General features: G+C 38.8%; 20 protein-coding genes. 13 read left to right on the top strand and 7 right to left on the bottom strand.

Going from position 1 to position 16,339, the window contains the following annotated elements:
- Nucleotides 1-94 precede the first annotated feature (94 nt).
- The 4 genes from GQR45_RS16320 to GQR45_RS16305 form a co-directional block, all read right to left on the bottom strand.
- Entirely contained in the window at nt 95-931 is an 837-nt protein-coding gene (locus GQR45_RS16320; RefSeq protein WP_002958733.1) for a mechanosensitive ion channel family protein, read from the bottom strand.
- 38 nt (nt 932-969) lie between these two features.
- A complete protein-coding gene (locus GQR45_RS16315) occupies nt 970-1,713 on the bottom strand; it encodes an LrgB family protein (RefSeq protein ID WP_165726502.1) in 744 nt (247 codons plus the stop codon).
- Complete coding sequence (locus GQR45_RS16310) at nt 1,706-2,059, bottom strand: CidA/LrgA family protein (RefSeq protein ID WP_165726501.1); 354 nt, start codon at nt 2,057-2,059, stop codon at nt 1,706-1,708. The genes GQR45_RS16315 and GQR45_RS16310 overlap by 8 nt, the downstream gene beginning before the upstream one ends.
- A 71-nt stretch (nt 2,060-2,130) precedes the next feature.
- Nucleotides 2,131-2,922, bottom strand: a complete 792-nt coding sequence (locus GQR45_RS16305) for a crotonase/enoyl-CoA hydratase family protein (protein WP_165726500.1) — start codon at nt 2,920-2,922, stop codon at nt 2,131-2,133.
- A gap of 366 nt (nt 2,923-3,288) precedes the next feature.
- Between GQR45_RS16305 and GQR45_RS16300 the strand changes: the two genes are divergently transcribed.
- From GQR45_RS16300 to GQR45_RS16290, 3 genes are read left to right on the top strand one after another with little or no spacing between them, the layout of a single operon-like run.
- Nucleotides 3,289-3,609 carry an HI1450 family dsDNA-mimic protein gene (locus GQR45_RS16300; RefSeq protein WP_007581697.1) on the top strand — a complete coding sequence of 107 codons (321 nt, stop codon included), beginning with the start codon at nt 3,289-3,291 and terminating at the stop codon, nt 3,607-3,609.
- A 42-nt stretch (nt 3,610-3,651) separates the two neighbouring features.
- Entirely contained in the window at nt 3,652-4,464 is an 813-nt protein-coding gene (locus GQR45_RS16295) for a DUF481 domain-containing protein (protein ID WP_165726499.1), read from the top strand.
- A gap of 25 nt (nt 4,465-4,489) precedes the next feature.
- Nucleotides 4,490-4,972: a hypothetical protein gene (locus GQR45_RS16290; protein ID WP_002958727.1), complete on the top strand. Its 483-nt coding sequence runs from the start codon at nt 4,490-4,492 to the stop codon at nt 4,970-4,972.
- Nucleotides 4,973-5,014: 42 nt separating this feature from the next.
- On the opposite strand, the gene GQR45_RS16285 is transcribed toward GQR45_RS16290, so the two are convergent.
- Together GQR45_RS16285 and GQR45_RS16280 are read right to left on the bottom strand one after the other, a co-directional pair.
- Nucleotides 5,015-5,500: a peptidylprolyl isomerase gene (locus GQR45_RS16285; protein ID WP_007581704.1), complete on the bottom strand. Its 486-nt coding sequence runs from the start codon at nt 5,498-5,500 to the stop codon at nt 5,015-5,017.
- Between the two features lie 12 nt (nt 5,501-5,512).
- Nucleotides 5,513-6,424, bottom strand: coding sequence for a folate-binding protein YgfZ (locus tag GQR45_RS16280; protein ID WP_165726498.1), 912 nt, complete (start codon nt 6,422-6,424; stop codon nt 5,513-5,515).
- Nucleotides 6,425-6,588: 164 nt separating this feature from the next.
- Between GQR45_RS16280 and GQR45_RS16275 the strand changes: the two genes are divergently transcribed.
- Nucleotides 6,589-6,840 carry a succinate dehydrogenase assembly factor 2 gene (locus tag GQR45_RS16275; protein WP_165726497.1) on the top strand — a complete coding sequence of 84 codons (252 nt, stop codon included), beginning with the start codon at nt 6,589-6,591 and terminating at the stop codon, nt 6,838-6,840.
- A gap of 55 nt (nt 6,841-6,895) precedes the next feature.
- On the top strand, nt 6,896-7,252 hold the full coding sequence (locus GQR45_RS21410; protein WP_007581712.1) for a hypothetical protein: 357 nt from the start codon (nt 6,896-6,898) through the stop codon (nt 7,250-7,252).
- On the opposite strand, the gene nadB is transcribed toward GQR45_RS21410, so the two are convergent.
- Nucleotides 7,227-8,837 carry an L-aspartate oxidase gene (gene nadB, locus GQR45_RS16270; RefSeq protein ID WP_007581714.1) on the bottom strand — a complete coding sequence of 537 codons (1,611 nt, stop codon included), beginning with the start codon at nt 8,835-8,837 and terminating at the stop codon, nt 7,227-7,229. The two genes, GQR45_RS21410 and nadB, sit on opposite strands and share 26 nt — an antisense overlap.
- 246 nt (nt 8,838-9,083) lie before the next feature.
- On the opposite strand from nadB, the gene rpoE reads away from it, so the two are divergent.
- The 8 genes from rpoE (at nt 9,084) to era (ending at nt 16,325) form a co-directional block, all read left to right on the top strand.
- The gene (rpoE, locus tag GQR45_RS16265; protein WP_002958721.1) at nt 9,084-9,665 is read left to right on the top strand and encodes an RNA polymerase sigma factor RpoE; all 582 of its coding nucleotides are present in this window, start codon (nt 9,084-9,086) and stop codon (nt 9,663-9,665) included.
- A gap of 1 nt (nt 9,666) precedes the next feature.
- Entirely contained in the window at nt 9,667-10,284 is a 618-nt protein-coding gene (locus tag GQR45_RS16260) for an RseA family anti-sigma factor (protein ID WP_007581717.1), read from the top strand.
- A gap of 4 nt (nt 10,285-10,288) precedes the next feature.
- Nucleotides 10,289-11,239, top strand: a complete 951-nt coding sequence (locus GQR45_RS16255) for a MucB/RseB C-terminal domain-containing protein (protein ID WP_007581719.1) — start codon at nt 10,289-10,291, stop codon at nt 11,237-11,239.
- Nucleotides 11,240-11,258: 19 nt separating this feature from the next.
- The gene (locus tag GQR45_RS16250) at nt 11,259-11,708 is read left to right on the top strand and encodes a SoxR reducing system RseC family protein (protein WP_024609022.1); all 450 of its coding nucleotides are present in this window, start codon (nt 11,259-11,261) and stop codon (nt 11,706-11,708) included.
- Between the two features lie 275 nt (nt 11,709-11,983).
- Entirely contained in the window at nt 11,984-13,771 is a 1,788-nt protein-coding gene (lepA, locus tag GQR45_RS16245) for a translation elongation factor 4 (RefSeq protein WP_007581724.1), read from the top strand.
- 16 nt (nt 13,772-13,787) lie between these two features.
- Nucleotides 13,788-14,723, top strand: coding sequence for a signal peptidase I (gene lepB, locus GQR45_RS16240; protein ID WP_024589998.1), 936 nt, complete (start codon nt 13,788-13,790; stop codon nt 14,721-14,723).
- A gap of 2 nt (nt 14,724-14,725) precedes the next feature.
- Nucleotides 14,726-15,403, top strand: coding sequence for a ribonuclease III (gene rnc / locus GQR45_RS16235; RefSeq protein WP_007581728.1), 678 nt, complete (start codon nt 14,726-14,728; stop codon nt 15,401-15,403).
- A complete protein-coding gene (gene era, locus GQR45_RS16230; protein ID WP_007581730.1) occupies nt 15,393-16,325 on the top strand; it encodes a GTPase Era in 933 nt (310 codons plus the stop codon). The genes rnc and era overlap by 11 nt, the downstream gene beginning before the upstream one ends.
- The last annotated feature ends 14 nt before the right edge of the window (nt 16,326-16,339 follow it).

The raw sequence follows: 16,339 nt of genomic DNA, 5'->3' as shown, positions 1-16,339 counted from the left end.
TAAATCTATAACACAACTATTTGAGTTTATTCTGAGCAGAGGGGGGGTAGTAAAGTATGAGCTTGCAGATATGCAAGCTCAAAATAAAAATAAATTAGCTTTCTAGGTCGGCTTTGTTAATTGTAATGACGCGTTGAGGGAATGGGATTTCAATATCAGCGTTATTAATTGCTTTATAAACACCGCCATTAATAGCCAGCTTGGTTTCAATAATTTTAGTGGTAGGTACCCAATATCGGTAGCTTATTGTAACACCGCTATCGGCAAAGCGTTCAATACCCACTTGTGATAACGGATTTTGTGCGACTAATTCGTGTGCTTTAAGTACGTCTTCAATAAGGCTAATCGCATTATCAGAGCAAGCACTATAGGCTATATCTATTTCACCTTTGACCAATGAGTAACTAAATGAGTTATGAAGTATTTCACCTACTATGTGCTTATTTGGAATGGTAATTTCTACTTTTTCTTCATTGATTAAAATAGTGTAGCCAAGCTCAATTGTTTTAACTTGGCCGCTTACATTTTTAACTTCAATAGTATCACCAACAACAAAAGGTCGAGTGGCTATAATGGCAAGGCCTGCACCATAGTTAGAGAGCATTCCTTGCAGCGCTAAACCTGCACCCAAAGACGCAGCACCAATGGCTGCTACAAATGGCGTAACGCTGATACCTATTTTTCCAAGTGCAATAATTATAACCATTACAATTAGCAGTACTTTTACCACGCTACTGACAAAGTTAGTAAGCGTAATGTCAACGTTATGACGGGTCATTAACGCGGCTACAAATTTGGCAAGCTTTTGTGCTATCCACAAACCAATGAGGACGATAAAAATAGCGCCAACAATTTGCATACTGTAGGTAACCATATACTCAGTAAGCATGGTGTAATATTTTTCAAACTGTTCGATTTCAGAACTGATCATAAAGCGCTCTATGTTAGGGCTATGTTGTATTTTTCCAACTATAGCAAAATGTTGACTAAAAATGGATATAACAGCGGCACTATAATCGCTGTTAATAAAGCACTTAGCGCCATTGCAACTGAGGAGTAAGCGCCTACTTTTGGATGCTCAGCAATAGCAGCAGCAGTCCCAATTGCATGACAAGCTGTGCCCATTGCAACACCTTGAGATTCGTGATTAAAAATATTAATGAGTTTAAAAAGCATAAAGCCAAATAAAGCGCCTAGTAAACCAATAAAAATAACTAAAGCCGCAGCAAGAGAGCTAATCCCCCCTAATGAGTCAGTAACAATTAAAGATATTGGGGTTGTGACACTGAGTGCGGCAACAGATGCACTTAGCTGCGCAGGCGCATTAAATAATATGCTTAGCAAAAATGCCACAACGGTTGCGTTAACAATACCTAAGCTACATGTTGCGACTATGAGTAATAGATTTTTTCGTACGTGTGTAAACTGCTGATATAAAGGAAGTGCTAAAGCTACAATCGCGGGCTCTAATAACCAGCTTAGTAATTTGCTGTGCGAGGCAAATTGCGTATAAGGCAAATTTAGGTTAATTAGTAATAAAGCGATAGTACTAATACTTAAAAATACGGGGTTAGTGAGCGATTTAAATACGCTGTTTTTTATACTTTGGTTTACGGCCCTTAGTGCTAAAAACAATACAATAATAAAAGGAATACTTAGCCACCATAAATTAGGCTGTAGCTCTGAAATAGCGGGAAAAGTAAAATCAGTCATTATTTTCTCTTCCCTTAAAGTTCGCAATTACACTGCTAACAAGCAACAAGGTAGTTATAGGGACTAGCACCACAACTGAGGCTAAAAATGCCCAGTGCGATTTTATAAGGCCGAGATGTTCAATAAATCCCACACCCGCAGGAATGAAAAAGATAGGCATAATATTTAAAATAGGGGAGGCGCATGGTTTTATATGTTGCTCTTTTACAATACCCGATAAGAGTAAAACTAATAAAATAACCATAGCGAGTAACGGTGCAGGAAAGCTTCCACCAATAAAGTGCATAATGAGTTTAGCGCAGGCTAAACATAGTAAAATAATAGCGCTACTGAGCAGATATTTCATCAAAGTGGCTCACAGAAAAGATAAGAGCTTAACTTTAACAAATCAAACTCTTTTATGCATTGTGCAATAGTCTACCAGTGCTTTGTATTTGCGTAGATTATATCTGCTTTTCCTTTTGCTTTAGCAATTGCTTTTTTAGTGTTTGGGTTTAGCAATAAGCGAATTTGGCTTAAGGTTTCTTTAGCGAGTATTTTTCGTTGGTTTGGTTTATAGCTAAGTTGTGTAACACGTTTAATAGCAGCAAGCGTATCTGGTGAACGCTCAAGTAATGTATCGAGCATGTTTTGCGTGGCTTGTTGAGTATCATCGGTAAGTTTAGTAACCAAACCTAGCTCATTTGCTTGTTGTGCAGTGATTGGGTTTGCGTGGCTTGCAAGCCAAAGTGCTTGGTCGCGCTTAACTAAACCGCTCATCATTACATTTGCGCCCATATCGGGGCACAATCCCCAACGCGCTTCCATAATGGCAAGTTTGGCATCAATATGAACAACTCTGTAATCTGCCCCCAAAGCTATTTGCAAACCACCCCCTAAACAGTTGCCATCAATTTGTGCAATAACGGGCACACTAAGTGACTGCCAGCCTAATACTACTTTTTGCGCTAAATTTTGATTGCCTGGTAACCATTTAAGCAATAATTTCACTATGTTCATTGGTGTAGCCATTGCTGCAGATATATCAAGGCCTGCACAAAAATGCTCGCCATCACCTTTTATTACCACAGCACGAATACTACGATCTCTTTTTATATTTTTAATGGCTTTGTTTAGCTCTACAAACATTTCAAAGCTTAATGCATTTTGTTTTTTTGCTCTGCTAAGCGTGACGGTTGCAATGCCATTTTGTTTTTCTAGTTTTATCATTACACACTCCTCTGACCTGTTGCTTGAGCTTATGTTGTTATAGGAATTAAGTAAAGTGACGGTATTTTTTAAATAAATGGAATTTATTGCTAAAGCCGTAGTCTTAAAGGATTGGTTTTAGATGAGAAAAAGCTAAACAATTCGGACCTAAGATAATAAAAATATTTTACGTTGTTATTTTAACTAAAATAATAAAAGTAATCTTTATATTCAATAGTTTAGGTGAATTGTTATTTATCGATTTAGTTGTATGCTGAATAAAGCATGACTCGGTTACAAAAAAGTCAGTGTTTTACGTTTTTTTTTATCAAAATGATGATGAGATTTGATAATATAGCGCAACTTAAAAGCTTAAGGTAAGCACATATGTCGGGTCCACGTTTATATACGGTAGAAGAAGCTACTCACCAAGCTTATGATATTTTTTTAGAGTTAGCGCCAAATAACTTGAGTGAAAAAGATGTTGAAGACTTTAATGAGTTTAGAGAAGACCTAGGCTTTATTGAAGAAGACGAGCCAGATGACCAGTGGCAAGACTTTGTAGCCCTTGAAATAGAGCCAGAGCACTTTATTCAGGTGTTGGTTGGTTTAGAATTTGAAAATGATGATGTTTTGTTTGCTAAAATTTTGATTAGTCGTGATAAAGATGCTCCGTTTTGTCATATTTTATGGAAAGAAACTGAATAAGCAATACTGCTTATTTTTATAATTGTGTGCAGAGAGAGTATTGTGCGTAAGTATTTATTTTTAATTTTTTTAATAATTAGCAGCCCAAGTTGGGCCGTTGATCCATTTGAAGATTTTCATGAATATGGCAAGCTCTCTGATGAAGAAATTCATGAGTTACACAAAGGTGACATGTTCTACGGTGATACTGAATTTGGCTTTATTCTAAGTAAAGGTAACACCAATTCGACCAGTTTTAAGCTCAAAGGTAATTTATACCAAGACTTTGAAAAGTGGCGTAACCAATTTAAAATAGACTCTCTTTATAAGCGTGATGAGAACGATGAAAGCGGTGGCACTGATGTTACAGCTAATCGTGTTTTTGTATCAGCGCAAGGTAACTATAAAGTAGGTGTTAAAAACTCCTCATTTTTTATTTACGGTGATTACGAAGAAGATGAGTTTAGTGGACTTGATTTTAAAAGTACGGTGGCGACAGGCTATGGTGCACGTGTATATCAAGGCTCTAAAAACAAAGTAGATATTGATATAGGACCTGGTTTATACCGTTCAGTAGCCGATGAAGATTCGGATGTGAGTGAAGATGAAATTGATAAAACCGGTTATTTAGTACGTGTTGCAATGCAGTGGGAACGTTTGGTTTCTAAGCGTACTCGTTTTAATCAAGATGTGAGTATAGAGCAGTCGCTTTCAGGTCTTAATTCTCGCTTAAAATCGGAAACCGCACTGATAAGCCAAGTGATTGGCGCGGTATCACTTAAATTTACCTACATGTATCGTTATAATTCAAAACCCGAAGATGATAAACTCAAGTTTGACTCAGAGCTGAGTGCTACATTGGTATACAGCTTTTAAGTATTTATTTAATTTAGAGAATATTATGTATCAGCATAAACAGTATGCGGTGTTTATCTTTTTTGTATTAGCGTGGATAGGCGGTTTTGTAGCGCTTGCGTGGAACTTGTTAGGCGCTGATGGACCTTTAATAATATTTACTGGGATTTTAGTGCTGGTGGGCTTTTTGTTTCATGGCTTAACAGTAAAAGTAGATGATAAGAATATTAGCTGGGCGTTTGGTCCAGGTGTTGCTGGGCAAAGTATTGAGCTTAGCGAAGTAGCAGAAGCTAAGGCAGTTCAAAACTCTTACAGGCACGGTATTGGTATGCGAATTACTCACGATGGTTGGGTGTATACAGTATCTGGCTTTAGTGCAATACAGCTAACGCTCAAAGATGGCACTTTGTATAGAGTTGGTACAAACGATCAAAAAGGTTTACTAGCTGCTTTAAAAGAAAAAAACGTATCAATCGCGCTGCCTAGTAAGCCAAAAGCTGAAACGGTTAAGCGTAACAATATGATATAAAAAAAGCGCCTTAGGCGCTTTTTCTATCTGTTTAGCAGTGTATTAGTGGTCGTGACCACACCCACCTTCGCCATGTACGTGGCCGTGAGTGAGTTCTTCTTCGGTTGCATCACGTACTTCTAGTATCTCTACATCAAAGTTAAGTGTTATGCCTGCAAGTGGGTTATTACCATCTACAATAACTTCTTCATCTTGGATATCGATGATCATTACTGATTGGTCACCATCATCTGTTGATGCACGAAATTGCATGCCGACTTCAATTTCCATACCTTCAAACATCGACTTAGGTACAGCTTGCATTAGGTTATCGTGGCGTTCGCCATAACCTTCATCAGGTTCAACTTTTACGCTAAGTGTGTCGCCTGGTTGTTTGCCTTGCAAAGCATTTTCTAGGCCTGAAATTAAGTAGCCTGTGCCAATGATAAAGTGTAGTGGCTCACCACCGAACGAATTATCAATGCTATTGCCATCATTATCCATTACCGAATAATGCATTTTTACCACTTTGTTTGCCGCAACGATCATAGTCATTCCTATTTATTCATCTTCAAGAGAGTAGGGTAGAGGCAGAATGCTTAGCTCCACCTGAGGTGTGTGTTTTGCACGAAGTACCTGAGTTACATCAGTATCGTTTGGCAACACAACGAGGCCTGTTAATTTATTTGTTTGTTCATTAAAGCTTTGTGTAATAAGTTTACCCGCACGGCGCCAATTTTCGCCTAATTGGGTTTCTAAGTCAGGTTCTGAAAGTATCCCTTCGCTTTGCCCCGAAACTATATACATTGCACGCTTATTTTTACCTAGGTACTTCATACGGGCTACCGTTTCTTGGCCGGTATAACACCCTTTTTTAAAGCTTATACCGCCAATAGCATGTAGGTTTACCATTTGAGGAACATACTCGCCAATTGCATCTGCACTTAACTGAGGTTCACCTGCAAGCATAGATGCTTGTTGCCAAGGAGCTTCGTTATCAAGTGTAGATACGTCATCAGGCATACTAAACTGGCTATCGACCATCAATAAAACACGGTTATCAGCTAATTTTAGTGCTTTACCGCTTTCAAAGTCACACGCGCTCGCATCACCTTCAAAGTTAATATCAAGTTGTGCGAGTACACCCGATAAATCATCACCAATGAGACCAATTAATCGCTTTGAACATGCACTAATGTCAACTTTTGCAAATACGGCATACTTTTTTAGCTCAGCTAACGATTTTTCTACTTCGTTTTCGCTGCCTGTAAGGTAGTAGCTGTCTTGATAAGAAAATAATTTAAATACGCCCCAAAGTTTACCTTTAGCGCTGCAATGGCCAGCCCACAAATAATTACTGCTGGTTAATTTATTTAGATCTTGAGTGATTTGCCCGTGTAAATAAGATAATTTATCAGCACCGCAGAGGCTAATAAGTTGATGAGATAACGGACATGCATAAACGCTCGACATAAAAACCTTCTTTGCAATATAAATGAAGTGACATAATAACGCAGTTGTTACGTATGGTACAGACAAGCGCTTATTGGTGCGGGTTTATTCTTTAATGAGAGATTAATAGCTGCTAAATAGGCTTGTGTTTGTTAAACTCGAGTCAATTAAGTATGAGGTTTAAAATGGTTGAAATTCATAGTAAAGCACGTATTCGTTGGGCTTGCCGTCGTGGCATGTTAGAGCTTGATGTTTTGTTTATGCCGTTTGTTGAAGAAGCATACGACTCTTTGAGCGCAGAGCAACAGGCTATCTTTCAGCGTTTGCTAACAGAAGAAGACCCTGACTTATTTGCATGGTTTATGGGTCATCAAGAATGTAAAGATACGCAGTTAAACGGTATGGTTTCGCTGATCTTAGACCGAGTTCGTGTATAGGTTTACAGTTACTAATAATAACGCTGACCACAAATCTATTGTGGTCTTTTTTTGCATGCTCAGTTTAATATTATGTTTATTTTTAGATTCGCTACTAGCTATGCTTTTTTGTTTGATAATTAATATATTAGCTGGCTTTTTAGTGTGGCAAAAAGTGTTGGCAATTCATCCAAACCATGGCGTTATAATTCTAGAACCCAAGCTATTTAGGTTTGAGGGCGAGGGTTTAAAAATTCAGGGTGAAATTAGTAAAAAAAGCCGTTTTTATGGCAATAATATATGGCTACATATTAAAGGTTTTAGTAACAACCATTGGCTTATAATTTCAGCCAATGGTGTTAATGAACAAAGCTATGCGCGTCTAAAACGTGCTACTTTAAGCGCGATTAATTGCGTTTTGGAGTCAAAATAGTCGGTGTTGGATTTTCATTTTGTTCAGGGTAATCAATAGTATAATGCAGGCCTCTGCTTTCTTTTCGCTCCATTGCACTTCTAATAATGAGTTCTGACACTTGTACTAAGTTACGAAGCTCAAGCAAGTTATTACTTACTCTAAAGTTTGCATAATAATCGTGTATTTCTTGCTGCAGCAACTCAACCCTATGCAGTGCACGTTCTAAGCGTTTAGTAGAGCGTACAATACCTACATAATCCCACATAAATAAACGTAGTTCATGCCAGTTATGGGTAATAACAATTTCTTCATCAGAGTTACTAACACGGCTTTCATCCCAATGAGGTAGAGCCATTGGCTCTGGTGCATGTTCAATTTTACTTAAAATATCTTTAGCTGCAGCGTGGGCAAATACAATACATTCCAATAATGAATTACTTGCCATACGGTTTGCACCATGTAGGCCTGTGTAAGCGACTTCGCCAACAGCATACAAGTTATCAAGATCTGTTTTACCGTTAAAGTCGGTCATTACGCCACCACAAGTGTAATGCGCAGCAGGTACAACTGGGATTGCTTCTTTTGTTATATCAAGCCCTACACTTAGGCATTTTGCGTAAATAGTAGGAAAGTGCTCAATAATAAAGTCTTTATCTTTGTGGCTAATATCTAAATAAACACAATTAGCACCTAAACGCTTCATTTCAAAATCGATTGCGCGTGCCACTATATCGCGTGGAGCAAGTTCTTCACGACTGTCAAAATCTTTCATAAAACGAGTGCCATCAGGTCGTTTTAAATAAGCCCCTTCACCGCGCATAGCTTCTGTAATTAAAAAGTTTTGTAGCTCTGGATGATAAAGGCTCGTTGGATGAAATTGATTAAATTCCATATTGGCAACTTTACAGCCTGCGCGCCATGCCATTGCAATGCCATCACCACTTGATACATCTGGATTAGATGTATACAAATACACTTTGCTTGCGCCACCAGTGGCAAGAGCAACAAATTTAGCTGAAATGGTTTCTACCTTTTTAGCTTTTTTGTTCCACACATACATACCTTCAATGTGTGAGCCTGTTTTTCCGGCGCTTTTATCTGTAATTAAATCAATAGCATTGTATTGCTCTAAAAGCGTTATATTCTTATGAATTTTAACTTGGCTAATAAGCGTGGTTTGCACAGCTTTGCCAGTAGCATCGGCTGCATGCAAAATACGACGATGGCTGTGACCGCCTTCACGTGTTAAATGAAAACGCTCTTTTCCTTTGCTATCAAACTCCATATCAAAGGGAACACCTTGGTCGATTAACCACTGTAGGCAATCGTGAGCATTGCTGGCAGTATAATGAACAGCGTCTCTGTCGCATAAACCGCCGCCCGCATCGAGTGTATCTTCAACATGAGATTCTATGCTGTCGTTTTGTTTATCAAATACAGCTGCTATACCACCTTGAGCATATAAAGTAGAACCTTCTGTAAGCGCTCCTTTACTGATCACGGTAACGTTACAATAATTAGCTAGAGATAATGCAAGTGATAAGCCTGCTGCGCCGCTACCTATAATAGCGACATCTGCAATGTGATGTTTATTTTGGTTCATGTCAGAGGTACTTTGCGGTTACAATGCTCGTATAGAGCAATATTTGTTTTTAATATCTGTAGTTGTACCATATTTGTCATACTACTACGTAGTGATTTTAAAGGCTTAGCGCCGTTATTTATCATCTATTTTATAAAAAAATAATATTAAGCAGAACTTTTTATTCATAAAGAGGTCAGAGTATTTGTGAACAATGACGACAATATGAATAACAAGCAAAAATCAGACATAGGAGTACCGGCTCGAATGAGCGAGCAGGAATTAGATTTAGTGCTAGTAAAAAGGGTCCAGCAAGGAGATAAAAACGCCTTCAACCTATTAGTAAAGAAGTATCAAAACAAAATTGCAGGTTTGATCTCACGTTATGTATCAAACCAAGGCGATATTGCTGATGTAGCACAAGAGGCTTTTATTAAAGCTTACCGTGCACTTCCAAACTTTAGAGGTGACAGCGCCTTTTACACGTGGTTATACCGTATTGCCGTTAATTGTGCTAAAAATTACTTAGTAGCCCAGGGGCGTAAGCCGCCAGCAAATGATATAGACGCTGAAGATGCCGAGTTTTATGATTGTGCAGATTCAATGCGATCTAATGCATCTCCTGAAAACCTACTTTTAAGCGAAGAAGTACGCGCTGTTATTTTTAATACGATTGATAGTTTGCCTGAAGATCTTAAAACCGCAATCACCCTTAGAGAAATCGAAGGGATGAGCTATGAAGAAATAGCAGTGGTAATGGATTGCCCGGTCGGGACTGTGCGTTCGCGTATATTTCGTGCCCGTGAAGCAATAGATAACAAATTAAACCCATTAATAGGCGAGTCTTAGTATGACAAAAGCACACCTTAACAAGTTAGATAACGAAGCGTTATCGGCATTACTTGATGGCGAGCAACATCTGACTGATGCAAAAATTGCAGAGCAAGATGTAACTACGTTTGGCCGTTATGCGTTAATTGGTGATGCGATGCGTGCTCAAAAAAATAATAACGACATACATATTGATATTAGCGATCGCGTTGCATTAGCACTAGAAAGCGAGCCTGTTTATGCTGACTTTAGTCAGTCAAAAACACAGCCTCAAGCAATCACTGAGACGGTACAAGATAATAAAGTAGTGGCTTTTAATTGGCGCAAGCCAGTTGCTCAACTAGCAATTGCAGCCAGTGTGGCAATGTTTGCTATTGTGGGCGTTAATACGCTTCCTCAAAGTAACAACGAGCAACAAAGCGAAATTCCATTACTACAAACCACACCGCTGACAGGTATGGCGTCGCCAGTAAGTTACTCATCTGAGCCTGCGCTTGAAAATGCAGAGCAAGGTTTACGTGAATTACAGCAACAACGTATTGGTGCATTAGTCCTTGAGCATCAACGCCAAGCACGAGTTGCGAATTCTTTAGAAACAGCGCAAACTAATACCAAAGCGTCTGAGGAAAAAAACTAATTAAATGAAAGTAATCACTTTTGTTCTGTCGTTGGTAGTAAGCTTTAATGCATTTGCCAACGACACAAATCCTGCCAAAGATTTATTACTAAAAATGGCTAATGCCGTTCACACCCGTAATTTTGACGCTTCGTTTGTGGTTGTCAAAGGTAAAACAATGGAGCCCTACCGATGGGTGCATGCTTTACAAGGTGACACAGAACTTGAGCATTTAAGTTTACTTAACGGTGCTGGGCTTGAAATGGTCCGTATTGACAACCAAGTTACTTATTTTGAACCTCAGTCTGAACCATACTCCCTAAAAACAGATTCAATAGCGGGTCCAATTCCTGAAGTGCTTTTTAAAGATATAGATCGCTTAAGCGCGCACTATGATTTTGTATTAGGCGGGAAAGGTCGTATTGCAGGGCGTGCTGCTCAACTAGTTCGCATAGAATCTAAAGACGAGTATAAATATAATTATTGGATTTGGCTGGATATGGAATCGTCGTTATTACTAAAAGCCGCGTACGTTAACCATGAAGGTGAGGCCTTAGAGCAGTTACAGCTTACTCACATTAGTGTGACAGAGCAGCCAGCAGGTATGTTACTTGAAGTGCTCAATCGAAACTTTCCAACGCCTTTACCAAACGATGCACTTATAAACGAAGACAGTACAGCTACTAACTGGCAAATTAGTTGGTTACCGGATGGCTTTGAATTACTAAAATCAGACAGACATAAGCTCGATTTAAATAACGAATTAACAGACTATTACTTGTTCTCTGATGGTTTTGTTGAAATTTCGGTATTTATTCAGCGTCCATTACCGGGTAAGCGTTTAAGTGGTGCACTAACCTCTGGTGCAACGACAGTATATGTGCATAATGGCGGTAATTTTGATGTATCGGTTGTTGGTAATGTACCGAGTATGACCGCAAAAGCGATTGCTGAGTCAGTTACCCGCGCATTATAAACGATTCGTAAGGATTGTTATGATTGAACAAACCCTCACTGTTGTGGCCCTCGATGGCCACATTGCTCATTTAGAAGCACAACAAAAACAAGCTTGTGAAGGCTGCAATGGTCGTTGCGGCTCACAAGTGTTTGGTAAGCTGTTTGGCACTGCAAAAAAAACCTTCCCTTATAAATTTGAATCCTCTGTTGAAGTAGGACAAAAGGTAACCTTGTCACTTGATGATAGTCACGTCGTTAAGCATGCATTTGCGGTATACATGCTACCACTGCTTTTAAGTCTGGTTTTTGCACTGATTGCAGCGCAATTATTTATGTCTTCCGAAGGTTGGCAAATTTTAGCTGCAGCTTTAGGTGGTGTTACTGGTTTCTTTATAGCTAAAACTCGCGTGAAATCGCTAAAGCACGATATAAAAGTTATAAAAATTCACCCAATTAGTATCCCTTTAACTCAAATAGATGGTGATTGACGCCAATTAAATGTAAAATTGCCGTTTTATACCAAAGTAACTTGGAAATACAGGGAATAGTGGTTTTTTAAATTATTTTATCTAGCTGAATTATGTAAGTTAAATAAATTTAACTTATTGTTATTCAATAAATAAAATGGTTTTAATCAATATTAAAAAGCATTCGTGATGTTTGTAATTTACAAACTGAGCTTATGGCATCCTACAGCAAGTATTTTCAAGTCACTTAGGTATTCATATTTAGTCCATTAAAATAGAAGTATAGAATCCAGTTTATGAAGCATATCCGTAATTTTTCGATCATCGCCCATATTGACCATGGTAAATCGACCCTTTCAGATCGTTTGATCCAAGTTTGTGGCGGTTTAACCGACCGTGAAATGCAAAAACAAGTTTTGGATTCAATGGATATTGAGCGCGAACGTGGTATTACCATTAAAGCGCAAAGTGTAACGTTGAATTACAAAGCGAACGATGGCGAAACTTATCAACTTAATTTCATTGATACTCCAGGACACGTTGATTTTACATATGAAGTATCGCGTTCTTTAGCTGCATGTGAAGGTGCACTACTCGTTGTCGATGCAGGCCAAGGCGTTGAAGCACAAACATTAGCTAACTGTTACACCGCTATTGAAATGGAATTAGAAGTAATTCCAGTACTTAACAAAATCGATTTACCGCAAGCGGATCCTTTGCGCGTTGCAGAAGAAATTGAAGAAATTATTGGTATTGATGCCCTTGATGCAGTGCAATGTAGCGCTAAAACGGGTGTAGGTATTGCCGAAGTTCTTGAAATGATTGTTAGAGATGTTCCGCCGCCAGTAGGCGATACAGATGGACCTCTACAAGCACTTATTATCGATTCTTGGTTTGACCCATACCAAGGCGTTGTATCATTAGTGCGTATTAAGCACGGTGAATTACGCACTGGCGACAAAATAAAAATAATGTCGAATGAGCATATACATACAGCCGACCAAGTGGGTGTGTTTACACCTAAGCAAACTAACACCGGTATTTTAAGAACCGGTGAAGTAGGGTTTGTTATTGCTGGCATCAAAGAGATACATGGTGCGCCAGTAGGCGATACTATAACTCATCAAAAAAATGCGGCTCCACTTCGTTTACCTGGTTTTCAAAAAATTAAGCCTCAGGTTTACGCCGGTATGTTCCCAATTGCATCAGATGAGTATGAATCATTCCGTGATGCGCTTAATAAATTAAGCTTAAACGATGCGTCGTTATTCTTTGAACCAGAGAATTCAACTGCATTAGGTTTTGGTTTCCGCTGTGGCTTTTTAGGTATGCTACACATGGAAATCATTCAAGAGCGTTTAGAGCGTGAATACGATATTGATTTAATTACAACGGCACCTACGGTAATCTATGAGATAGTTACTAAAGAAGGTACATTCCAGATTGATAACCCGTCTGATTTACCTGCAGTAAACGATATTTTAGAAATTCGTGAGCCGATTGTTGAAGCTAATATTTTGGTACCACAAGAATACTTAGGTAATGTTATTACTTTGTGTATTGAAAAACGCGGTAGCCAAACAAAAATGACCTATCACGGAAAGCAAGTAGCTGTTACGTATGAGCTACCTATGGCTGAAGTGGTAATGGACTTTTTTGATAAATTAAAATCAACAAGCCGTGGTTTTGCATCGCTTGATTATAACTTTAAACACTTTCAAACATCAGATATGGTGCGTGTTGATATTTTAATCAATAGTGAGCGTGTTGACGCACTTGCGATTATTGTTCACCGTGATGGTGCTCAGTCTCGTGGTCGTCAATTAGCTGATGCATTAAAAGAGCTTATTCCTCGTCAAATGTTTGATATTGCGATTCAAGCAGCTATTGGACAACACGTTATTGCACGTACTACGGTAAAACAGTTACGTAAAAACGTAATTGCTAAGTGTTACGGTGGCGATGTGAGTCGTAAGAAAAAGCTACTTAAAAAGCAAAAAGATGGTAAAAAACGTATGAAGCAAGTAGGTAATGTTGAAGTGCCTCAAGAAGCGTTTTTAGCTATTTTAAAAGTTGGTAAATAAAAACAAAGGATTATAAATGGCTGGTTATTTTTCAGTTTTGTTGGTGCTATTAACCTTAGGCTCAGGCTTAATATGGTTAATAGATCACTTAATGTATGCACCTAAAAGACAGGAGCGCTTAGCGATAGCGCAAACGTCTGCTGGAGCTCCGTTAGATGAAGAAACTGCGGCATTAATTGCACCAGAACCAGTACTAACAGAAACAGCAAAGTCGATTTTCCCGATGATTGCAGCAATTACTATTTTTAGATCATTTATTTTTGAACCGTTTCAAATTCCATCTGGTTCAATGATGCCTACACTGTTAGTGGGTGACTTTATTTTAGTACAAAAGTATTCATATGGAATAAAAGACCCAGTTTGGCGCACTCAGTTAGTTGATGTCGGTGAGCCTGAACGTGGTGATATTGTTGTTTTTAAATACCCTTTAGATGAAAGTGTTGACTATATTAAACGTACGATTGGTTTACCTGGCGATAAAATTGTTTATCGTGATAAACGTTTATATATTCAGCCAAACTGTAAAGAAGGCGAAACCCAACAGGGTGAGCTTTTATGTAATGAATTCAATAAAATTGATTTTAAACTAATTAATGATAACGAATTTAAACAAGGCCCAATGCCTCTAGCTCGTGTGAATGAAAATTTAACAACAGTTACGCATGATATATTAATCAACCCACAAGCGCCTGAAAGAAAAGGGCGTTACTATCAGCAACCGGGCACGCCTTCTGATGAATGGACTGTTCCTGCTGATCATTATTTTATGATGGGTGATAACCGCGACAACAGCCAAGATGGTCGCTTTTGGGGCTTTGTACCAAAAGAAAACTTGGTGGGTAAAGCTGTCTTTATATGGATGAGTTTTGAATTTGAGAATGGCCCTGATGATATTTTACCAGGATGGGTTCCAACTGGTGTTCGCTTTGAACGCCTAGGTAATATTCAGTAACGATGAAAAAAAATGTAACAGAATTATATAAAAAAATTGGCTATGAATTCGCTGATCAAGGTTTACTTGAACAAGCAATGACGCACCGCAGCCACAAAGGCCAACATAATGAGCGACTAGAATTTTTAGGCGACTCGATTTTAAGCTTTGTGATTGCCAATGCACTTTATGCCAAATTCCCTAAAGCGCGTGAAGGCGATTTAAGTCGCATGCGTTCAACACTTGTGCGTGGTCAAACACTTGCTGAGTTTGGTCTTGAATTTGGTCTAGGCGATTATTTACGCTTAGGGCCGGGCGAGCTTAAAAGTGGCGGTTTTCGTCGCGAGTCAACGCTTGCTGATGCAGTAGAAGCTATTATAGGCGCTGCATTTTTAGATTCAGGTATCGACAGTTGTGGCGATCTTATATTGGCGTGGTACCAATCACGTTTGGATGCTATTTCACCAGGGCTTAACCAGAAAGATCCTAAAACCCTGCTGCAAGAGTATTTACAAGCCCGTAAATTATCGTTACCGGGCTACACAGTGGTTGATACACAAGGCCAAGCACACAATCAAACATTCACGGTTGAATGTATTGTTGATGGAATGGATAGCATAATTTCTGTTGGTAGCTCGCGCCGTAAGGCCGAACAAAAAGCTGCCGAAAAAGCATTGAAGATACTTAAAAATGAACCTTGATACCTTAATACAGCCTCATGAACGTGATGTAGATACATTTTGTGGAATGGTGGCGATTGTCGGTCGACCAAACGTAGGTAAATCGACTTTGCTTAATGAAATCATTGAGCAAAAAGTGAGTATTACCTCACGTAAACCACAAACTACACGTCATCGTATTATGGGTATTCATACCGTAGATAAACACCAAGCGGTATACATAGATACACCGGGTCTACACGTTGAAGAAAAGCGTGCTATTAACCGTCTAATGAATCGAGCTGCGTCTAGTTCTATCGGCGATGTAGAGCTTATTATTTTTGTCGTTGAAGGCACTCATTGGAATGCAGATGACGATATGGTACTTAATAAAGTATCGCAAAGTGGTAAGCCTGTATTATTGGTTATTAATAAAATTGACCAAGTTAAAGACCGTGATCTTGTATTGCCTCATATGAAGTGGTTAAGTGACAAGTTTGATTTTGTTGGAATTATGCCAGTATCAGCAACGCAAGGTAAAAACGTTGATTTGATCAAAGCAGAAGTAACTAAACGCTTACCTCCTTGCGAATTTTACTTTCCTGAAGATTATGTAACTGACCGTTCGATGCGCTTTATGGCAGCTGAAGTTATTCGTGAAAAGCTAATGCGTTTTATGGGTGAAGAGCTACCGTATTCTGTGACTGTTGAAATTGAGCAGTTTAAGTGGCAAGACAACGGTATTTGGCACATCAATGGGTTAATTCTTGTTGAGCGCGAAACACAAAAACGCATGGTTATTGGTAATAAAGGCGAAAAGCTAAAAACCATTGGCCGTGAAGCCCGTAAAGACATAGAAGAAATGCTTGATAACAAAGTATTTTTAGAGCTTTGGGTTAAAGTTAAGTCGGGTTGGGCTGATGATGAACGTGCACTAAGAAGCTTAGGCTACAGTGAAGACTAAACCAAGCAGTAGCT

Origin of the sequence: Pseudoalteromonas sp. SA25 (genome assembly GCF_011378705.1) — a bacterium.
Lineage (GTDB): Bacteria > Pseudomonadota > Gammaproteobacteria > Enterobacterales > Alteromonadaceae > Pseudoalteromonas > Pseudoalteromonas arctica.
Note: the sequence above shows the minus strand (reverse complement) of the source record. Positions and strands in the feature narration are given on the sequence as shown.

Excerpts from the sequence above, each read along its gene's own strand:
- GQR45_RS16320 (WP_002958733.1), bottom strand. The coding sequence starts at position 931 with ATGATCAGTTCTGAAATCGAACAGTTTGAAAAATATTACACCATGCTT.
- GQR45_RS16315 (WP_165726502.1), bottom strand. The coding sequence starts at position 1,713 with ATGACTGATTTTACTTTTCCCGCTATTTCAGAGCTACAGCCTAATTTA.
- GQR45_RS16310 (WP_165726501.1), bottom strand. The coding sequence starts at position 2,059 with ATGAAATATCTGCTCAGTAGCGCTATTATTTTACTATGTTTAGCCTGC.
- GQR45_RS16305 (WP_165726500.1), bottom strand. The coding sequence starts at position 2,922 with ATGATAAAACTAGAAAAACAAAATGGCATTGCAACCGTCACGCTTAGC.
- GQR45_RS16300 (WP_007581697.1), top strand. The coding sequence starts at position 3,289 with ATGTCGGGTCCACGTTTATATACGGTAGAAGAAGCTACTCACCAAGCT.
- GQR45_RS16290 (WP_002958727.1), top strand. The coding sequence starts at position 4,490 with ATGTATCAGCATAAACAGTATGCGGTGTTTATCTTTTTTGTATTAGCG.
- GQR45_RS16285 (WP_007581704.1), bottom strand. The coding sequence starts at position 5,500 with ATGATCGTTGCGGCAAACAAAGTGGTAAAAATGCATTATTCGGTAATG.
- GQR45_RS16280 (WP_165726498.1), bottom strand. The coding sequence starts at position 6,424 with ATGTCGAGCGTTTATGCATGTCCGTTATCTCATCAACTTATTAGCCTC.
- GQR45_RS16275 (WP_165726497.1), top strand. The coding sequence starts at position 6,589 with ATGGTTGAAATTCATAGTAAAGCACGTATTCGTTGGGCTTGCCGTCGT.
- GQR45_RS21410 (WP_007581712.1), top strand. The coding sequence starts at position 6,896 with ATGCTCAGTTTAATATTATGTTTATTTTTAGATTCGCTACTAGCTATG.
- nadB (WP_007581714.1), bottom strand. The coding sequence starts at position 8,837 with ATGAACCAAAATAAACATCACATTGCAGATGTCGCTATTATAGGTAGC.
- rpoE (WP_002958721.1), top strand. The coding sequence starts at position 9,084 with ATGAGCGAGCAGGAATTAGATTTAGTGCTAGTAAAAAGGGTCCAGCAA.
- GQR45_RS16260 (WP_007581717.1), top strand. The coding sequence starts at position 9,667 with ATGACAAAAGCACACCTTAACAAGTTAGATAACGAAGCGTTATCGGCA.
- GQR45_RS16255 (WP_007581719.1), top strand. The coding sequence starts at position 10,289 with ATGAAAGTAATCACTTTTGTTCTGTCGTTGGTAGTAAGCTTTAATGCA.
- GQR45_RS16250 (WP_024609022.1), top strand. The coding sequence starts at position 11,259 with ATGATTGAACAAACCCTCACTGTTGTGGCCCTCGATGGCCACATTGCT.
- lepA (WP_007581724.1), top strand. The coding sequence starts at position 11,984 with ATGAAGCATATCCGTAATTTTTCGATCATCGCCCATATTGACCATGGT.
- lepB (WP_024589998.1), top strand. The coding sequence starts at position 13,788 with ATGGCTGGTTATTTTTCAGTTTTGTTGGTGCTATTAACCTTAGGCTCA.
- rnc (WP_007581728.1), top strand. The coding sequence starts at position 14,726 with ATGAAAAAAAATGTAACAGAATTATATAAAAAAATTGGCTATGAATTC.
- era (WP_007581730.1), top strand. The coding sequence starts at position 15,393 with ATGAACCTTGATACCTTAATACAGCCTCATGAACGTGATGTAGATACA.